Origin of the sequence: Actinomadura livida (assembly GCF_014648675.1) — a bacterium.
Classification (GTDB): domain Bacteria; phylum Actinomycetota; class Actinomycetes; order Streptosporangiales; family Streptosporangiaceae; genus Spirillospora; species Spirillospora livida.
In genome coordinates this window covers 174,522-191,450 of record NZ_BMRO01000005.1, presented here as the reverse complement: position 1 = coordinate 191,450, position 16,929 = coordinate 174,522, and the positions used below count along the sequence as shown (strand labels likewise).

The 16,929-nt window shown below is 72.1% G+C and carries 9 protein-coding genes; 2 read left to right on the top strand and 7 right to left on the bottom strand.

What is annotated here, in order from left to right:
• Window positions 1-47: 47 nt before the first annotated feature.
• The 3 genes from IEZ03_RS13580 to IEZ03_RS13570 form a co-directional block, all read right to left on the bottom strand.
• A complete protein-coding gene (locus tag IEZ03_RS13580) occupies window positions 48-1,097 on the bottom strand; it encodes an acyl-CoA dehydrogenase family protein (protein ID WP_221480476.1) in 1,050 nt (349 codons plus the stop codon).
• Window positions 1,097-2,281, bottom strand: a complete 1,185-nt coding sequence (locus IEZ03_RS13575; RefSeq protein ID WP_184878453.1) for an acyl-CoA dehydrogenase family protein — start codon at window positions 2,279-2,281, stop codon at window positions 1,097-1,099. The genes IEZ03_RS13580 and IEZ03_RS13575 overlap by 1 nt, the downstream gene beginning before the upstream one ends.
• Before the next feature lie 147 nt (window positions 2,282-2,428).
• On the bottom strand, window positions 2,429-3,520 hold the full coding sequence (locus tag IEZ03_RS13570; RefSeq protein WP_184878450.1) for a hypothetical protein: 1,092 nt from the start codon (window positions 3,518-3,520) through the stop codon (window positions 2,429-2,431).
• Between the two features lie 229 nt (window positions 3,521-3,749).
• Here IEZ03_RS13570 and IEZ03_RS13565 point away from each other — a divergent pair, with 229 nt between their 5' ends.
• Together IEZ03_RS13565 and IEZ03_RS13560 are read left to right on the top strand one after the other, a co-directional pair.
• Entirely contained in the window at window positions 3,750-5,018 is a 1,269-nt protein-coding gene (locus tag IEZ03_RS13565; protein WP_184878447.1) for a glycosyltransferase, read from the top strand.
• 168 nt (window positions 5,019-5,186) lie between these two features.
• Window positions 5,187-6,404: a type IV secretory system conjugative DNA transfer family protein gene (locus IEZ03_RS13560; protein ID WP_184878444.1), complete on the top strand. Its 1,218-nt coding sequence runs from the start codon at window positions 5,187-5,189 to the stop codon at window positions 6,402-6,404.
• Window positions 6,405-6,423: 19 nt separating this feature from the next.
• Here IEZ03_RS13560 and IEZ03_RS13555 read toward each other — a convergent pair whose 3' ends face one another.
• The 4 genes from IEZ03_RS13555 to IEZ03_RS13540 form a co-directional block, all read right to left on the bottom strand.
• Window positions 6,424-13,341, bottom strand: coding sequence for an NACHT domain-containing protein (locus IEZ03_RS13555; RefSeq protein ID WP_189241193.1), 6,918 nt, complete (start codon window positions 13,339-13,341; stop codon window positions 6,424-6,426).
• The gene (locus IEZ03_RS13550; RefSeq protein ID WP_184878439.1) at window positions 13,328-13,636 is read right to left on the bottom strand and encodes a trypco2 family protein; all 309 of its coding nucleotides are present in this window, start codon (window positions 13,634-13,636) and stop codon (window positions 13,328-13,330) included. The genes IEZ03_RS13555 and IEZ03_RS13550 overlap by 14 nt, the downstream gene beginning before the upstream one ends.
• Window positions 13,637-13,771: 135 nt before the next feature.
• Window positions 13,772-15,649, bottom strand: coding sequence for a murein biosynthesis integral membrane protein MurJ (gene murJ, locus IEZ03_RS13545; protein ID WP_373293607.1), 1,878 nt, complete (start codon window positions 15,647-15,649; stop codon window positions 13,772-13,774).
• A 250-nt stretch (window positions 15,650-15,899) separates the two neighbouring features.
• Entirely contained in the window at window positions 15,900-16,829 is a 930-nt protein-coding gene (locus IEZ03_RS13540) for a Rieske (2Fe-2S) protein (RefSeq protein ID WP_184878436.1), read from the bottom strand.
• Window positions 16,830-16,929: the final 100 nt, after the last annotated feature.

Below are 16,929 nucleotides of genomic sequence, written 5' to 3'. Positions count from 1 at the left end.
TTCCACGCCAACGCGAACGTAGTGACCCATATCCACTGATCTACCGATCAATCATCCGCTCTTGAATCGGACGTGCCGGAAGCCGGTACCACCGAGTCCCACGCGGGGCCGCTCGAACCGACGATCAGCGCCGTCAGCCGGGCGTCCCACTCGTGCATCGAGCCGAACTCGGAGCGCCACGCGAGGGCGGGCTTGGTGAACTCGTGGAGCTGGTGCTCGTACGTCGTGCCGATCGCACCGTGCACCTGGTGGGCGTTGCGCACCACGACCGATGCCGCGTGGCCGGTCACCGAACGGGCCGTGGCGACCGCGAACTCCAGCGCGTCGAGATCCGGGTGCGGCGAGGCGGCTTCGAGTACCGCGGCGTCGGTCGCGGCCATGGCGAGGGCGCACTCGCTCGCCGCTTCGGCGATGAGGTGCTGGACGGCCTGGAAACGCGTGATGGGACGGCCGAACTGCCGCCTCTCGGCGGCGTGCCGGAGGCACAGTTCGACGACGCGGTCCATGGCGCCCGTGATCTGGACGGTGCGGGCCAGCGCACCGCGCAGCAGGTACTCGCGCACCACGTCGTCGCCGATCGCCGCGCCCGTCAGCGACTCCACGGCCACCCGCACGGTGTCGCGCTGCTGACCGGCGAGATCGTGCGACGGTTCGATCGCCGCCGATGACGCCGGGACGTCGGCGAGCTTCCAGGCTCCCGGCTCGCCCCAGATCACGGCGATGGCGTCCGCCGAGGCCGCCCAGGGCACCTGTTCGGCGTTGCCTTCCGGATCGAGCAGGCAACTCGTGCGCAGAGCGCCCGAGCCGGGCAGGCCGGCGCGGTCGAGCAGCCATCCGGCGAGCAGGTCGTGCTCGGCCAGCGGGACCGGTGCCGCGGCCCTGGCCGACGCGCGGAGCAGCGCCGCGGCCTCCACCCAGCCCGCCGCTGCCTCTCCGCCGGAGGTGAGCCGGGTGAGCCCCAGCTCCTCCAGGGTCCTCCACAGACCGCGGTCCACGCTGAGCCGCAGCGACGCTTCGGCCCGCGCGTCGCGCCAGTCGGTGAACACGTCGCGGAAGAGCCGCTCCAGGTCGCCGTCGACCCGCATGATCTCGCTCATCAGCGCAGCCCCAATCCCCTGGCGATCACACCGTGCAGGATCTCGTTGGTCCCCCCGCGGATCGTGAACCCCGGGCGGGCCAGGAGCGCGGCGTCGGCCGCGTCCCGTACGGGGGCCGGAACGCCGCCCCCGCCGAGGAACATGGCCGCGTACTCGGCGATGTCTCCCTCGGTCCTCGTCCCGAGCGCCTTGACGACCGCGGCGGCGACGTCGGCGCGTTCGCCCCGTTCGAGCGCGCCCGCGACGGCGAGCGACATCCGGTGCAGTCCCGCGATCCTGGCGAAGAACCGGCCCAGTCGCGGATCGGCCGGGAGCTGCCCGCGGCGCATCGCCTCCGTCAGGTCCTCAAGGAGCAGGTACGTGGACAGGAAGCGCTCCGGCCCGCTGCGCTCGAAGGCGAGTTCGGAGGTCACCTGGTGCCACCCGTCCCCGATCGCGCCGAGGACCTTCCCGTCGGGGACGAAGACGTCGCCCAGGAACACCTCGTTGAAATGGTGCTCGCCGTTCATCGACACGATGGGCCGGATCTCCACGCCGGGCGACCGGAGGTCGACGATGAACTGGCTGAGCCCGGCGTGGCGGTCTCCGGCGTCGACCGGGGCCGTGCGGGCCAGGGCGATCATGTGGTCGGCGCGATGGGCGTTGGTCGTCCAGACCTTGGTGCCGGTGATCGTCCAGCCGCCCTCGGCGCGCGACGCCTTGGTGCCGACGCCGGCGAGGTCGGACCCCGACTCCGGTTCGCTCATGCCGATCGCGAACAGCACCTCGCCCCGGGCGATGCCGGGAAGGAACTCCCGCTTCTGCTCCTCGGTGCCGAACTTCAGGAGCGAGGGCGCCACCTGGCGGTCGGCGAACCAGTGCGCGGTCACCGGTGCTCCGGCGGCGAGCAACTCCTCGGTGACGACGAAGCGTTCGAGGAAGGTGCGGCCGTGCCCGCCGTACTCGGTGGGGATCGTCATGCCGAGCCACCCCTGGGCGGCGAGTCTGCGGGTGAACCCGATGTCCCAGGCGCTCATCCACGAGTCGACGGTGGGCGTGAACCCGCCGGTCTCCAGTTCGTGCCGGACGAACGTGCGCACGCGGGCGCGCAGTGCCCGCAACCGCTCGTCCTCCACGGTCGGCGGGAGGACGGGCCTGCCGACATCTGCCCTGCCTACATCGCCGGGACGATCCTCGCTCTTCATCGGCCGCCTCCTCGTCCGCGCCTACGATCCGGACCAGCGGGGGCGCGCTCCCGTCGTCCGCAGATTCTCCACGAGGGCGGCCTTCGTCCTGCCACCGCCCTCGCCCGGCGGGCGGCCGGGCGAGGGCGCGTCTCCGTTGCCAGGCCGTCAGGCGCTCAGGGCCAGGTCGGCCTGGTGGAGTGGCTTCTCGGCGCAGTGGGAGCAGTCTTGGCGGCGGCGGTAGTAATAGGCCATGGCTGCGCCGGCCAGGAGGGGGCCCCAGAGGCTCAGAGGGACGAAGGCCACGATGACCAGGAGATCGATCTCGCCGTCGGCGATGGTGCCGGCGAAGTAGACGGTCAGCAGGGCGAGCATGACCGAGGCCGTGAGTGCCGCGAAGGTCGGTACGGCGACCGGGATGGAGCGGCCGTGCAGGGCCGGGACCCACCTCGGCCACACCTCGCCCCAGGGGCGGATGAGTCCGCGGGTCAGGATCGCGCCGCCCTCCGAGGCGAAGCCGAGGAGGACGCCGGTGATCCAGATGCCCCAGCCGGCGCCTTCGGGGAACGCGACCGGCCACGGGGTGAACCAGGTGAGGCGGGCCAGGCCGTAGGGCAGCGGCATGATCGCGGCGATGATCGTGATCCGGCGTCCCCAGCGGGCGGCGGACTCCGGGCGGGTCCAGGCCGCGCCGGGACGGCCGCAGGCGGCGCAGCGGCCGTGGTTCACCCGGTACGACGTCACCGTCAGGGCGAGCCAGACCAGGCAGCCGGCCACCGCCAGGAGCGTCCAGTGGGCTCCTTTCGCCACCATGATCGTGATGGCCAGCAGGAGGCCGGCCGCGACCGGGGTGCCCACCATCGCCGAGGTGCCCTTGATGCCCAGTCGCAAGACCCGTGCCAGCAAGGCCGCGATCAGGGCCGGCGGGCCGGAGAACGCGAGGGCGTAGGCCAGGGCGAGCAGCGGCATGTATCCCGAAACCGCCAGGCAGAGCCCGGCGACGCCTGCGGCGGTGGTCAGCAGGGCCCAGCGCAGCGACTTGGAACACCGCCGGGTGCGCAGGCCGAGCGTGACGGCGATGCCGCCGGTGCCGATCAGCAGCAGCCACGCCCGAGGGAACTCGAAGGCCAGCGGGGGGCTGCCGGTGCCGCCTCCGCCGAGGAGGTATGCGGACGGCTGGAGGGTCCACCACAGGCCGAGCGCGGCCGTTATCGCCGACCAGCAGGTCGCCAGCAGGGTCGTCCATCGGTGTGCGTTCATGATGCCTCTCAGGCCGGGAGGCTTCTCATCGTCGGGCGGGGGCCCGGCTCGGCACATCACCCACGAGAACCACGGGCACCGGTCGCACGGGGGAGGCCCGGGGCGCAAGGCGGACGCCGACCGCGGGTTCGGTCTCGTGATCGACACCACTTCTTGCCGATTTATATTTCTGTTCGCCCACTCCCGGACGACGGGATGTCGCTACGATCCCCCAGGGAGTGATCGATCAATGCGTATTCTGCTCGTCTCAGACAATTACCCGCCGAACCGGGACGGCGTCGCGACTTCCGTCGCGTCCCTGGCCGCGGGTCTGCGCGAGTGGGGCCACGAGGTGGCGGTAATCGCTCCCCGCTCCGGGCCACCGGTGCCTACCCGCGGGTATCCGACCTACCTGGCTCCGTCGTTCGCGACGGGGCAAGGGGGCTTCAGGTTCGGCTGGATTTCGCCGAAGACCTTCGAACGGCTGATCGAGATTTTCAAACCCGACGTGGTCCACATCCACACGCTGGGCTCCCTCGGCATGCTGGCGGCGCGGCTGTGCCGGCGGACGGGGCTGAAGACCGTGCTCACCTGGCACACGGATCTCCTCGCCTACCGGGACGCCTATCCGCTTCTCAAGCTGTGCATTCCCATCATGTACGCGGGCGGCCTCCTGCCGGACGACGCGGGCCGAGTCGCGAAGGTGATCGGACGAGCGAGCTTGGCGGCACTGGCCGGAGACGATGTCGCACCCCATCATCGGCAGATGTTGTCGGCCGTTGCGGCGCTCTTCGACCGGGTAATCGTGCCGTCACCGAAAACTGCGTCCGCGCTGCGGGATATGTCGCCTTCCTGCGCACCTTGCGTCATTCCGAGTGCGCCCGTCCGCCATGGAAAGCTGGCCCCCGATTCGGCGCGGCTGTTGCAGGAGATGCGGCTTTCCATACATTCCGGAGATTCGGTGCTCGCGTACGTGGGCCGCCTTTCTTCGGAGAAGAACCTGGACGTGCTTCTCCAGGCGATGGCGAGTCAGGTGCTGCCGGCCGTCCCCGCCGCCAGACTGAACATCATCGGGGGCGGCCAGCAAAGGAAGTACGAGCGCATGGCCGAGGCACTCGGCATCTCACACGCCGTCGCGTTCGCGGGGCCCGTGCCGCCGGAACTCGTCAACCACCTCCTCAACCCGTGCAAGGTCCTCGCCCATCCGTCGCTGACCGAAACGCAGGGGATGGTCATCGCCGAGGCGGCGCTGGAGGGCGTCCCGGCGGTCGTCCTGGACACCGAACTCGAAGGCTTCGTGGTCAAGAACGACCGCACCGGATACGCCACCGGCTCCGAAACGCACTTCGGCGACGCCCTGGTCCGGCTCCTCGAATGCTCGGAAACCAGGGACCGACTGGGTTCCAACGCGAAACGCCAAGCCACCGAATACACCCCCGCGCAATACGCGTCACGAGTCGCCGACGTCTACGACGAACTCCTGTTCCCGCATGACGCCCCGTCGGCTCCGCATCCCTGACCAGGGGCGAGCCGACCTTCCTGTTCCGTGTGCGAGGTGCCCACCGGGGGCGGTGCAGGCGGCCGGAAGTACTCGCGGTCGGAGGGACGATCGGTGTTTCCGCCGGTCTGCTGATCGCCCGGCCCGCGCTCGGTACGCTCGTCCGGTCGGCTGAATGTGGAGGCGCTGATGGACGGCATTTCCGGAACCGACCCGCATCCGCTTCTGCTGGGCGAGTCCGGCGGTGCGGAATCCGGCGGGCTGGGCGAGGGCCGTGCCTCCGGTCCGGCCGCGTCCGGCGGCACCGTCACCTTCGATCAGCCCTCGCACCTGCTGACGATCGCCCCGAACTCGTCGGGCAGGGCCGAATCCTGCCTGGTGCCGAACCTGCTGGCCTACGAAGGCCAGATCGTCGTGGTCGACCTCAACGGGGCCGCCTATTCCGCCACCGCGGACGCGCGGCGGAATATGGGACAGACGGTCGTGCGGCTCGACCCTTTCGAGGTCATCGGACCGGACTCGGACGCCTTGAACCCCCTCGAACTGCTGGAAGGGCTGGAAAGCCCGGCTCTGGAAACCGCCTGCCAGGACATCGCCGGCCTGGTCGCCCCGCGCAACGCCTTCAGCGAGGCCACCGACCACGAGGCTTTCGGCCTGCTCTGCGGGGTGATCGGCTACCTCTCCGCGACCGCGGACACGCACTCGTTCGATCAGCTCTATTCCACGATGCACAACGACGATGTCATCTACAACCTCGCCGTGGTGCTGGACACGATCGGCAAGCAGATCCCGAAGATGGCCTACTCGGAGATCGCGAATTTCCTCCAGAAGTCGGACAGCATCCGGCCGCAGGTCCTGCAGAACGCCATCGCACACCTCAAGATGCTGGGCGTCCCCCAGGTCCAGAGCACCGTGAGCCGGTCGACCGTGCACCTGGCCGAACTGCGGGCCGGGGCCCCGGTCACGATCTACCTCGTGATCCCCCCGGAACGGCTCGCCACCCACGGAGCACTGCTCCGGATCTGGGCCGGGGTACTGCTGCACAACGTGCTGAGGACGAGCCCGCCGCCCCTGCGGCCCCCGCTCTTCCTCCTCGACCACTGCGCCGCGCTCGGCGGGCTCCCCCTGCTCGAATCGGTGCTCGGGTCGGGCTCCTACGCGGGGTTCCGCGTATGGACGTTCTGGCACGACCTCCACCAGCTGCGCACGACCTACCCGGGCGCGTGGCCGGCGATCGTCTCCGGCAGCGGGGCGGTGCAGGTGTTCGGGACCAAGGACTCCGCCGCGGCGTCCGAAGCCGAAACGTTCCTGGGGCTGCCGATGAACGAGGTCTGGGCGCTCGGTCCACGGGAGCAGATCGTGCACCTCGACGGGGTACCGCACCGGATTGGGAGACTCGCCTCCTGAACGGAACGGCCGGTCCGGTTCACCAGCCTCTGATGTCCAGGATCGCCCGGTAGAGAATCCGGTCCAAGCGGTCGACGTGCTCGATCCACATCTCCCCCGTCGTATCGTTGCTCCGCATCAGGTACACGTGCCGCGGCCGCTCCGACCCGGCGGCCTTCTCCCGCAGGCCCCGGAGGATGCGGCGGCGGTCGGTGGTCGCGCCTTCCGCCTTGGCCAGCCCGACGAGCAGCCGCGTCGTCGACGCGGCCACACCGGCGTCCGGGAGGTCCAGCAGGGCGAGCAGGTCCGGGATGACGTCCCGCTGCATGTGGCGGAACTGCTCGGCGGAGGCGTAGGCGGCCTCCTGGACGGGGGAGACGTCGTTGACCGCCGTGCGCAGCGCCGCGACGACGTTCCCGGAGACGCGGCGGAGCAGGCCCAGCAGCCGGACGGCGGCCAAGCGGGTGTTCCACTGGTAGCCCACCTCGGCCAGTTCCGTGAGGATCGACTCCCATACGTCGGGATCGGCCGAGGCGGTGAACGCGTAGGGGGACGCCTCGGCCAGCGCGCAGGTCGCCGCCAGCAGATCGCCGAGGACGAGTTCGGGTTCGTCGTTCAGGCTCGCGGACTCCACCAAAGAGAGCAGCAGGCGCAGCACGTCCTCGTCGCCGCTCAGCGTGGCGGCCACCGCGTAGGGCTGCGACCAGTAGCCCCCGGGAAGGTAATGATTGAAGGCGAGTTCCCGGAGCCTCTTCATGCACGCCTCTGAATCGGCCAGGCACTCGTCGTCGAGCCATACGCTCGAACCCTCGATCATCTTCACGGCGCCCGCGTGGCGGGCCTCGTCGGTGTCGTACTCGGCCACCGCCTGTTCGGCCACCTTGAGGCAGGTGGCCGGCCCGTTCAGCAGGACGCTCGCCGCGCGCCTCGTCGGCTCCGGGACCGACGCGATCGCCGTGCACACGGAATCACGCGACGCCGCCAGGTTGGTGGGGTTGAGATAGGCGAGTCTCGCCAGCGCCTCGATCAAGGTGCGCTGCAACGCCGGGGCGGCTCCCGGCAGGGCGTCCGCGAGCCGCGTGACCAGTGCGGGATCGAGCGACTCGACCGAACCGAGGATCCATGCGGCGGCCGGATCGTCCCGCGACGCCGCCGACATCCAGTGATCGAGCGCTTCGGCGTCGTCATGATGGACGTCGTGCTGGACCCAGCGGAGCGATGTTCGGACGGACCGGGGGATGTCGAGTCGCCGCGCCTGCTCGGCGAGGATCTCGACGACCCGCGTGCCGACGCGCTTGACGGACCAGCGGCGGTTCCGGTTGTGCGAGGTGGGCCTGCGGCCGTGCAGAGCCAGGGCGGCGCGGAACCGCAGCCGGTCGGTCGACTCGGCGAGCAGGTCGATGACCGCTACGAGGTTCTCCGGCGTCAGCCGCCCGGACTCGACCTGGACGAGGGCCTTCCAGCGCCTGACCACGCCGTCCGTCCCGTCCAGCCTGGCCACGATCGCCAGGGCCGCCGCGTCCGTGCATTCCAGGTGGGCCCAGAGCGGGCGGAGGACCTCCGTGCCGCCCGACTCGACGACGCGGCCGAGCACGGCCGCCTCCCGCGGCGTGACCCTCACCCCGCCGCCGCCCGCGGCCTCGATGAGCGCGTCCACCGCGGCCCGGGGGTCCGGGCCGGTCAGCTGCTCCCAGGCCGCTCCGCCGCCCGTGGGGACCGCCTCGATCCGGTCCACCTCGGCGGCGACGGCGTTCAGGTAGAGCAGGCCCCACGGGAGGTGCCCGGTCGGGGACCCCAGCCGATGGCTCCGGAAGGCGACGGCCGCCGTGTCCGGAGGAAGCCGCCAGGCCAGCGCCCCCCTCGTGTAGCGGTCGCGATAGCCCTCGATGAGCCGGGAGGCGCGGCCGGACGCCAGGTGGCGCAGCCAGGGGTCGTCGATCTCCTCGGCCGCGGCGTCCAGCGCGGCCACCGGGCGGGAGAACTCGTCGAGCACGCCGCGCATGCCGTCGATCTCCTCGGCTCGCCGCCGCCGGTCGTCGATCCGGACGATGGAGTCGACCGCGGCGTCGAGGAGCTCCGCGGACCGGTCGGGCATGAGGCCGGCCAGCCGGACGAGGGAACGCGCACGCTTCTCGGGATCGCGGACGCCGCCGACCTTCTGCACCAGCCCGTCGGCGCCGAGGAACTCGACCGCGACCGCGTCGGCCAGCGTGCTCGTGACGGTGACCGCGATCATCTCGAAGGCCCGCACCAGGTCATGCGGATCGATGATTTTGAACAGGGCCTGGGTCACCGTCCGGTTCGCGAGCGCGACGTCGAGGTCCCCGAGGGCGTCGAGCAGCCGCCACAGCGCACGGAACCGCAGGTACGGAGTTCTGATCCGGGCGGCGTAGGTCGACGCGGACGAGACCGACTCGGGACGAGGGGTCCTCCCGTCCGGGTCGTACACGTCTTCCTCGCCCAGGCGGAACATGCCGGTCACGATGTCGCGGACGTTCGCCGCCTCGCCCGGCTCGACGAAGCCCTCGGCCCAGGAGAGCACGACGTCGGACGCGACCGACGAGCAGGTCGGGCCGGCCTGGCCGGCCGGGCCGTCCGCACGGGCGTCGGCGACTCCCGTGCGGAACCCCGTCCGGAACGCCGCGCCGCGGCCGCAGCAGACCGCGAGCGTTTCCCAGAACAGGTCCGGGTGGGCGTCGACGAGCGGGCTGCACCGCCCCAGCAGGTGGCCCGCGGTGTAGTCGAGTTCCGACGGCGCCTCCCACAGGCCGTCGAGCATCGCGAGGTAGTGGTCGACGCGCGTCGCGGACCGCGGGGCGCTCGCCGGCTCCGGCCACGGGAGCCGCTGCCGGGCGAGGTCGTTGCGCGCCCGGCGGGCTCTCGACCAGCCGCGGACCACGCTGTCCGGCGACCGGAGGTGCGCGGCGGAGAACGCCCCGGGAGCCGCCCCGGAGGCCGTACCGCCGGGTCCGTCGACGGCCAGGCCGGAGAAGGCGTACGACCAGTACTCGGCGTCCAGCGCGGCACGGATCGGCTCTGACGTCGCATCGACGAAGCGGTACTCGGGAACCACGTCGCTGACCTGGAGCGGCCCGCCGTCCGCCGAGACGTGCCCGTCGATGACGACGCGCAGCAGATCGAGCTGGTGCTCCTCCGGGGCCTCGGAGGGGATGGTCCGGGCGGCGGCCTCCGCCGACCTGAGCAGCGGCTCCCGCAGCAGCGACCACAGCCACCGGAACCTCCCGAGCGCGCTCTGCGCGGCGGGACGGCGGGCGTCGTCGTCCAGCGCTTCGCGGATCATGGGGACGACGTCCTCGCCCAAGGCCGCCAGGCCGACGATCGCGTCGGCGCGGCCGGCCGGGTCCGCGCCGCGCTCCCAGCCGCGGCGGAACGTCTCCGCCAGCTCGCGGGCGGGACCGCGCGCGCGGAGAAGCCGCTGGACGGCGCGGCTCAGCTCCGCGTCCGCCAGGTCGTGGACGATGTCGCCGGGACAGAACTCGACCGGCGGCACCGGTGGCGGCGGTCCCGGCGCCTCCTCGGCCGGGTCGGTCACGACCGGCCGGAGGCGGCGCAGCCGCTTCAGCTGGTACGCGCGGAGGTCCTGCTGGACGTCCCCGCGCCCGAGGCCGCCGTACAGGGCGGTCATCAGCCACAGCCAGTCGACGTCGCCGCGCACGAAGGCCGTCAGGTCGGGCCTGGACTCCAGCAGCCTGCGCATGGGCAGGTGCGCCGCCAGCAGGCGCGGCATGTTGAGGCCGGCGGCCCGCTTCCGCCACGGCGGCTCCCCGACGGGGCGGGCCAGCGCGGCGACCAGCGCCCACCGGATCGGCCACCTCGACCCGTCGTGGTCCTGATGGGTCTTCTCCAGCAACGCGTCCACGATGTCGGTGGTGAACCAGCCGGTTCTGACCAGCACCATCGCGGCCGCACCGGAGAGGTCGCCCTCGGCGGGCGGCCGCCGGACCGCTTCGGCGACCGCCTCGGCGACCAGCTCGCCCCGCGGCCCGTCGCGCAGCCGGGCGAACGCCGCGCAGATCGACTCGCGCACCCCCTCCGCCTCCGGCTGGTCCCGGCTCAGCGCGTACGACCGCAGAAGCCGCCCGACCAGTTGCCCCACCACGCCCTCGGGCACGTCCTCGAGGTCGGGGAGGGCGTCGACCAGCAGCATCGCGGCCCGCGGGATCATGGGGTCCTGGTCGTCCCCGGCGAGCACGTCGCGGATCAGCTGCGCGCGGGCGCGCGGGCCGCCCCACTCGGTGCTGATCATCGCGAGGCCCAGCGCCAGCAGCAGCGGTTCCCGCCAGTGCGGGTCGTCGAGCCGCTCGACGATCGTCGAAGCGGCCCGCTCCCGGGCGGCGAGGATGTGCCGGGCGGCGAGGAACTCCTGGAAGGTCCGGTGGGCGAAGGCGTAGTTGCCGGACGCCTGCTCCGCCAGCAGGCCGACGTGCTTCCTGATGGTGGTGAGCAGGTCGCGGAGCACCGGCCGGAACGCGCGGTCCGCCGGCGACGCCCCCCGCATGAGGGCCAGCGGCCCCTCGATCAGCTCGCTGATGCGGTCGAGGTCGACCAGGCCGTTGTCCCGCGTGTTGTCCTGCATGTCGGCCGCGAGCGGTTCCAGGGCCGCCAGCAGCTCGTCCCGCGTCAGCGAGTGGACCCGGCACTCCGGGCGGGCGAGCCAGATGCGCAGCAGGTTCTCCACCACGCGGTCGTAGACGGCCGCCCGCTGGTCGGGCAGCCGTCCGTCCGCCCAGTAGACCGTCGCCAGGATCGTGACGAGCAGCGGATTCGTCGCCAGTTCGCGGATGGCGGGCCGGGAGTCGTCGTAGATCTCGCGGATGAGGGCGTCGGCGACCGGGCGGGACGAGGCGTCCGCGGCCAGTTCGGCGTTGACCGCCGCCGTCCACATCCGGGCGAAGTGCTCGACCGCCGGGCGCCGCATCGGCTGGATGCCGAGATGCGCGCACCCGGCCCGGACGCTCATCGCCTTGTACCCGACGTACCGGCTGGTCACGATGACCTGGTTGCCGCCGGCCCGCCAGGGCTCGTCCCGCTCGTCGGTCGCGTTAGGCTCACCGAGCCTGTCGATGAACGACTGGACCTCCAGCAGCACCGTCCGGCGATTGGCCTCCGGGAGTTCGTCGAGCCCGTCGAGGATGACGACGGCGCGTCCCTCGGCGAGCAGCGCGCGCAGCATGGCGTTGCGGTCGTCGGCGTCCCCGCCGGGCAGGTCGGGGTCCCGCCCGAGGTACTCCTCCAGGGAGAGGCCCGGCAGGCGCTCGCGCTCCCGCTCGGCCAGTTCGTGCGCGAAATGGGCCAGCCGCAGGAAGATGGGGACGCGCGCGGGGCCCATGTCCACCGTGCGCTCGGCGCCGTCCGGCGTGACCTGATCGGGGTCGACCCGCGAGACCGGCACCCTGATGTGCAGCCCGACGTCGAACACGAGCACGCCGCCGGACCGCGTCGCCGGGTCGTCGCCCACCGAGAACGCCAGCCGCACGTAGCGGAAGCCGCACTCCTCGCCGGCGGGCGTGTACGTCAGGCGTTCGACCTGGTCGAGTGGGACGGCCTGGCCGACGGTGACCGGCGTTCCGGACAGCGCGAGCGTCCCGCGCACCGGCACCGCGTCGATGACGACGGCGCTGACGCCGTCGGCCCGATCGGACGGGACGAAGTGCCGCCGCGCGAAGGAGAAGGCCGTTCCCGCGGTGACGTGGACGCGGACGGCGTCCGGCGGCGCGGGCTCGGCCTCCGGCGGGACCTCACGGGCGCTCTGGTCGAGCATGCCGCGCGCCAGCTGGAGTGCCAGCCAGCGCCCCAGGGTGCTCTTCCCGCTCCCCGGCCCGCCCAGGATCACCATCCGGTGGTGCCGGCGGAACGCGTCGGCGATCGTCGCCACCTCGGCGATCTTCGCGCGCTGCGCCTCCTCCCGGCGCGGCCGGTAGGAGCGGCGGACGACGTGCGCGTCGAGCTCGGCCAGGCGGGCGGGCGCGATGGAGTCGATCCCGGCGTCCCCGGCGGCCTCGCGGATCTCGTGCGCGTGCAGCCTCGCCAGGTGCGTGAGGTCGTACTCGCTCTCCGGTTCCGCCTTAAGCGCGACGTACACCTGCTCCAGTTCGATCTGCAGCGAACCGGCCTCGTCGATGCCGTGCAGCTTCAGCCACCGGAAGTTCTCGCCGATCAGTTCGAGGTAGCGCCGCAGGTGCGCGGCCCGCTCCCGGGAACGGCCGACGGCGACCTCGGACGAGTGGGGCCGGTCGGCCGGCTGCCTAGGCGTGACGTCCACGAGGTCCCAGGGAGCGGGCAGGGCCGGCAGAAGGTTGCGGAACCCGGTCAGCTCGGCCGGCTGCAGGGTGCGGAGCGCGTCGCCCAGCGGGGTGGCGGCGAGCCGCGACAGGCCGTCACCGCGGTGGTGGGCCTTCATGACGCCGATGATGCGGCCGTCCGCCCACACCGCCGCGCCGGACATGCCCTCCCATGGCGACTTGTTCGGATCCGGGTCCCTGGGCGGCGGGCCCACGGTGATCTCCAGGGTGTGGTCCCGCCAGTTCGAGAGCAGCGCGACCTTGCCGAAGGCGTGGTGGCTGTCGCGGTACTTACCGCCCTCGGGGTGGTCGCGGAGCTTCCACAGCGGGAAGCCCACCGACTGCACGGACACCCGCGCGGCATGGTCGCCGACCTGGCCGTAGCGCGTCGGGTCCCCGACGCCCTCCTCCGCGGGGATGGCGACCAGTGCGAGGTCGGTGTCTCCGAGCCCCTGCCAGTTCAGGGCGTATACGGAGCGTTCGCCTGGCAGATCGGCCTCGAAACGGATCTTCACCTCGGTGGCCGCGGCCACGACGTGCGCCGCGGTCAGCACGAGTCCCGGCGCGACGAGGTAGCCCGAACCCCGTCCCACCTCGTCCGGGCGGGTGACGATCAGCTCGGCGACGCGCTCCCGACGCGGCTCAACGCCGCTCACCGTCGACCTCAGCGCCGGAGATCAGCGGGCTGCGGTCGGGAGCCGAGACGTGCCTGGGGTCGAGTGACAGTTTGATCGTGTGGGTCGAGAGCGACGACACCGCCGTGTCGACGCCGGCCTCCACCACCCAGAACCGGACCTTCGCCCCCGGCCTGGCCTCCTTCTGGACCTGCACCGCCAGTTCGAGTTCCACGGTGCCGATCTCGAACCGCAGTTCGGAGTCCGCCCCCGCCCGCATGGCCTCGGTCAGTTCGGTTCGCAGCTGCCCGATCATCTCGGCAAGATCGACTTTCATCTACGGCTCCCCGTCCCCGTGCTGCGCGGCGCTTTCACGTTTGCCGAGACATTATCGCCCCTTTACGCCCCCTGATCGTAAGAAAGTGAGCGACAAATGCACGGGCCCTTCGGACGGACGTCGGCCGTCGCGCTCCTAGCGGCGGAGGACCTTGGTGCGGGCCGTTTCCAGGAAGACTCTCAGCTCTTCGATGCGCAGGGCGTAGGCCGTTAGGGCGAAGACGATGCCGCCTACTGCGCAGCCTGCGAGGAGGGAGAGGAGGGCGGCGGCGGTGCCGCCGGTGAAGCCGCCCAATAGCCAGGCCGCCGCGGCGCCCGCCGCGGCGCCCGGGAGTGCCGCGAGGTGGAGCAGGAGCAGGGTGCGGAAGACGCGGCGGCCGTCCAGGCCGTGGAGGCGCTTCCGCAGGATCTGGCCCGCGATCAGGAAGCCGACCGCGTAGTACAGGCCGTGGCCGATCGGCAGGTAGATGACGATGTGCTCCGGCGGCGCCAGGTACAGGACCAGGAAGCCCGAGATCCCGTGGATCGCGACGGGGGCGAGCGCGATGAGCCCGGGGGTGCGGGTGTCGCCCAGCGAGTAGAAGACCCGCAGCATCATCTGGAACAGCGTGAACGGGATCAGCGACACCGCGAACATCATGAGCACGTAGCCGATGACGTGCGCGTCGTCCACCGAGGCGCTGCCGCGGGCGTACAGGACGACCGCCATCGGCACCGCGAAGACCACCATCGCGACGGACGCGGGGACCAGCAGGACGGCCGCCAGCCGGACCCCTCGGGAGAAGTCCAGCCGGACCAGGTCCTTGCGCCCCTCCGCGACGTGCCGGCTCATCTTCGGCAGCAGCGCCGTGATCACCGAGACCGCGATGATGGCGTACGGCAGCTGGAAGATGACGAAGGCGTTCTTGTAGGCGGTGATGCCCGCCCCGGTCTCCAGCCCCGCCTCCGCCACCCGGGCGCCGGCGCGGGTCGCGACGTTCGTGCTGACCAGCAGGCTGATCTGCGCGACGACCGCGTACACCATCATCCAGCCGGCGTTCCGCATCGCCTCGCCGAAGCCGGATCCGCGCAGGCCGAGCCGGGGACGCCAGCGGAACCCCGCGCGCCAGAGCGCCCACGCCAGGATGAGCGCCTGGAGAAGCTGCCCCGCGGTCGCGCCGAGCCCGAGGAGCGCGACCTGGCCGTCGGTGATGTCGTCGGCCGTGCGGCCTGGCCCCGCGATACGCAGGAACAGCACGGCCACCGCGATGATCGTGAGGTTGTTGACGACCGGCGCCCACATCGGCGCGCCGAACCGCTGGCGGCTGTTCAGCATGGAGCTGACGACGCCGCTCGCCCCGATGAAGAAGATCTGCAGCAGCAGGAAGCGCGACAGCGTGACGGCGACCTCGCGCTGGTTGCCCGTCCACTCGCCCGCGTAGACGGTGATGAGGACCTGCGCGCCGAGGACGGCGACGAACGTGATGGCGGCCAGGGCGAGCAGCGTCACCGTCATGAACCGCTGCTCGGTCGCGACGCCGCCGTCCGGGTCCTGCTGCCGCCGCTTCACGAGGAACGGCACGAAGACGCTCGCCAGCAGGCCGCCGATGAGCAGGTCGTACACGACGAACGGCACCATGTTGGCCGTCTGGTAGGCGTCGCCGAGGAGCCCGGTGCCGAGCGCGGCGACGATCGCCGCCGTCCGGATGAAGCCCGTCGCGCGGGACACGACCGTCCCGATCGCCATGATGACGCTGGAGCGGGCCAGGGACGGCGGCGCCGCGTGGGCGGCACCGCCGATCTCCTCGCCCTCCTCGCCGGGGCGGTCGGCGGTCCCGAGGTCGCCGAAGTCGCTCGGGTCGTGCAGGACCGTCAGCCCGCGCTCCGGCCGGGACGGGGGCTCCCGGCGCTCGATGGCGTCCAGCACGTCGCCGGGCATCAGGACGCGGCCGGAGTACCCGCCCGCCGCCTCGCCGCCCCGCGGACGTCCGGCCTCGGCGGGCCCGGGCTCTTCGGCGGAGTCGCGCCTCACCATCGGCTCCTTGGGGGATCGAGGTCACGGATGCGACGGTGACGATCCCACAAGAAGCGGACGTTTCGATAATCGAGGCCGACAGTGGTCGCAGGTCAGTCGGCCTGCGTCGGAGCGGGCGGCCGTCGGGCCGGCCCGCGCGGGGCCCGTGTCCGGAATCCCGCGCCCAGGACTGCCCGCGCGGTACATGACCGGCGTTCAGCGGGACCCGGCCCGGCCGCCGTGCACCGGACCGGTGTCCCCGCTACGGGCGTCAGGACGCGGACGTCCGGGCGAGGGGGCGGCGGTGTCCTCGGTGGATGCCTCCCTCGCCTTCCTTTGCGGGTGCCTCCGGCGGGGCGAGGCGGATCTCGATGCGTCCGGCCTCGATCCGCGTCTCGAAGTGCGGCTGCGGGCTGCTGGCCGGGCCGCGCTCGATGCCGCCGTCGGCGAACCGGAAGGTGCTGCCGTGCCAGGGGCAGGTGACGCAGTCGTCCTCGATCGACCCCTCGCCCAGGGGGCCGCCCATGTGGCTGCAGGTGGCGGACATGGCGTAGATCGTCGCGCCCTTGCGGTACAGCAGGACCTCCACGCCGTTCGCGTCCGCCGTGCGGTGCTGGCCGTCGGCCAGTTCGGTCTCGGCCATGACCGGCGTCCACTCCTCCGGTTCCTGCTCCCAGGCGGTGCGGTTGACGTTGACGCCGTTGGCGAACGACAGGTGACCGCCGAGGTAGCCGCCGATCGCCATCATCCCCAGCCCCGCGAAGCCGAGGGCCTTGCCGGTCCCGCGCTTGCCGCGGGCGCGCGCGACGGCGGACGCCGCGTACAGGGTCAGGGCCGCGCTGTTGGCCGCGGCGTGCACGAACCCGACCCGCCGGTCCGCACCGATCGTGTCGGACCAGTCGTTCAGGCCGCTGAGGGCGGTGGGCACGGCGGTGAACAGGCCGACCTTCACCAGCATGTCGGCGGCGGGTTCGGCGGCGGGGCCGCCCATGACGTCCAGCAGCGCGGACATGCTCCAGGCGCCGATCGGCACGTCCGTGAGCGGGGGATGCAGCGGGTGGCCCACCTTGGCCCCGCTCAGCAGGTTGCGGACGATGCGCGGCCGTACCGCGCCCTGGGCCGCCTTGCTCAGCGGCTTGGCGATCCCGTCGAGCGCCTCCGCCTCCTCCAGCCGGCGCATCGTCCGGTGCGGCATGTTCATGTGCGGGCCTCCCCTGTAGCACGACTCCACTCGTCCGCTCCCTATCCCCGGAACGGGACGAGAAACCCGGAGACCGGCTCTCACCAGGGCGTTCGCACTT